This window comes from Streptomyces sp. NPDC004561, from assembly GCF_053602155.1.
The window spans coordinates 1-2928 of record NZ_JBSGDB010000738.1; the positions used below are offsets into that span (position 1 = coordinate 1).

The window sequence follows — 2928 nt, forward strand, 5'->3', positions numbered from 1 at the left end:
GTTCGAGCGGGCCGGGATCGATCCGGCGACGGTGCGGGGCAGCAGGACCGGTGTCTTCGCCGGCGTGATGTACCACGACTACGGCGGCCGCGTGCACACCTCACCGGCAGGGCTGGAGGGCTACCTCGTCAACGGCAGTGCGGGCAGCGTTGCTTCGGGGCGCGTCTCGTACACGTTCGGGCTCGAGGGCCCGGCGGTCACGGTGGACACGGCGTGCTCGTCGTCGCTGGTGGCGCTGCATCTGGCGGCCCAGGCGCTACGGAGCGGCGAGTGCTCGATGGCGCTGGTCGGCGGTGTCACGGTGATGGCAGGGCCGGCCGTGTTCGTGGAGTTCAGCCGCCAGCGTGGCCTGTCGGCGGACGGCCGGTGCAAGGCGTTCGGCGCCGGGGCGGACGGTACGGGCTGGGCCGAGGGCGCGGGGATGCTGCTGGTGGAGCGACTGTCCGACGCCCGTCGGAACGGGCACCAGGTGCTGGCGGTGGTCCGCGGCAGCGCGGTGAACCAGGACGGTGCGTCCAACGGTCTGACCGCACCCAACGGGCCCTCGCAGCAGCGGGTGATCCGGCAGGCGCTGGCCAACGCGGGCCTGTCCTCGGATCAGGTTGACGCGGTGGAGGCGCACGGTACGGGGACGAAGCTGGGTGACCCGATCGAGGCGCAGGCGCTGATCGCCACGTACGGTCAGGAGCGGTCGGCGGAGCGGCCGTTGTGGCTGGGCTCGCTGAAGTCGAACATCGGCCATGCGCAGGCTGCCGCGGGTGTCGGTGGCGTGATCAAGATGGTCATGGCGATGCGCCAAGGTGTCCTCCCTCGGACCCTGCACGTGGACGAGCCGACCCCGCACGTGGACTGGTCGGCCGGTGACGTCCGGCTCCTGACCGAGGCCGTGCAGTGGCCGAAGAGCGACGCGCCGCGCCGGGCAGCGGTGTCCTCCTTCGGTGTGAGCGGCACCAATGCGCACGTGATCGTCGAGCAGGCGCCTGGCGTGGCGGAGGATCCTCCGCCTTCGGCCTCGGGCGCGGTGGTTCCGTGGGTGCTGTCGGCGAAGAACGATGCGGCGCTGCGGGAGCAGGGGGCCCTGCTGCTGTCTTTCCTGGACGCTGAGGGCGTCGACGGTGTCGAGGGTGCCGGGGTTCGGCCGGAGGATGTGGCGTTCTCGCTGGCGACGTCGCGTGCGGTGCTGGAGCGCCGTGCGGCGGTCGTGGGGGAGGAGCTTGGGGAGTTCCGCCAGGGGTTGGAGGCGATTGTCTCCGGCGCTGCTCCCGTGGACGGTCCCGTCGGGGGCAAGGTCGGGTTCTTGTTCTCGGGGCAGGGTTCGCAGCGGCTGGGGATGGGGCGTGAGCTGTATGCGTCCTATCCGGTGTTCGCTGCGGCGTATGACGAGGTGTGTGCGCATCTTGGTGCCACGGTGGATGTGGACTCTGAGGAGTTGAACCAGACGGGTTCGACGCAGCCGGCGTTGTTCGCCGTTGAGGTGGCGTTGTTCCGGTTGCTGGAGTCGTGGGGTGTCCGGCCGGATTACGTGGCCGGTCACTCGGTCGGCGAGATCGCGGCCGCGCACGTGGCCGGGGTGCTGTCGCTGGAGGACGCGGCGAGGCTCGTGTCGGCACGGGCCGCGCTGATGCAGGCCCTGCCCGTCGGCGGGGCGATGGTCGCGGTCCAGGCGACCGAGGACGAGGTGCTGCCCCTCCTGACCGACGAGGTCGGTATCGCGGCGGTCAACGGCCCGCAGTCCGTGGTCGTTTCCGGTGCGGAGGATGCGGTCACGGCGGTTGCCGAGGTGTTCGCCGCTCAGGGTCGTAAGACATCCCGGTTGAAGGTCAGCCACGCGTTCCATTCGCCGTTGATGGACCCGATGTTGGAGGAGTTCGCGCGGTCCGTCAGCGGTCTGGTCTTCAATGAGCCGCGGATTCCGGTTGTTTCGAACCTCACGGGCCGTCTGGCCGAGTCGTACACCCCGGAGTACTGGGTCCGGCACGTCCGCGAAGCGGTCCGTTTCGCGGACGGTGTCCGCACCCTGCACGAGCTGGGCGTGACGACCTTCGTCGAGATCGGCCCGGGTGGCGTCCTCAGCGCCATGGCGCAGGGTTGCGTGGACGACGTCGTCACCATCCCCCTCCTCCGAGCCGACCGCCCCGATCCGTACGCGCTCGTCACCGCAGTCGGGCAGCTGCACACCCACGGCATCTCGCCCGACTGGCAGGCACTCATCCCCGACGCCCGGCGCGTCGACCTGCCGACCTACGCCTTCCAGCGTGAGCGCTTCTGGCTCGACGTTCCCCAGGCGTCCGGTGACGTACGGGCCGCCGGTCTGGGGGCCGCGGACCATCCGCTGCTCGGTGCCGCGATCGCGACGGCCGACAGGGACGGGGTCCTGCTCACCGGGCGGCTGTCTCTCGAATCCCACCCGTGGCTCGCCGACCACGCCGTGAACGGGACCGTTCTGTTGCCCGGCACCGCGTTCGTCGAGTTGGCGGTCCGGGCGGGCGACGAGACGGGGTGCGGATGGATCGAGGATCTCACCCTTGAGCTTCCCCTGGTCGTGCCCGAGCGCGGTGGCGTCACCCTTCAGGTGGCTGTCGGCCCGGAGGACGAGTCGGGCCGCCGGCAGCTGAGCGTGCACTCGCGCGTCGACGACGGTTCGTGGCTGCGGCACGCCACGGGTGTGCTGTCCTCGGCGGAGGCACCGCCCGCTGCGGATCTCGGCGTGTGGCCGCCGGTGGGTGCGGAGGCCGTCGATTTGACGGCGTTCTACGAGGGCATGGCCGCTGCGGGCTTGGACTACGGTCCGGTCTTCCAGGGGCTGCGCTCGGTGTGGCGCGGTGGGGACGACGTCTTCGCCCAGGTCGAGTTGCCGGACGAGTCGGCGGCCGAGGCGGCGGTGTTCGCCCTGCACCCGGCGCTGCTGGACGCCGCCCTGCACGCGCT

Annotated in this window: 1 protein-coding gene; it reads left to right on the plus strand. The window is 71.1% G+C overall.

Features of this window, described 5'->3' with window-relative positions; translation table 11 throughout:
• A partial coding sequence (locus ACWEN3_RS44485; RefSeq protein ID WP_452983846.1) for a type I polyketide synthase occupies positions 1-2928 on the plus strand: 2928 nt, incomplete at both ends.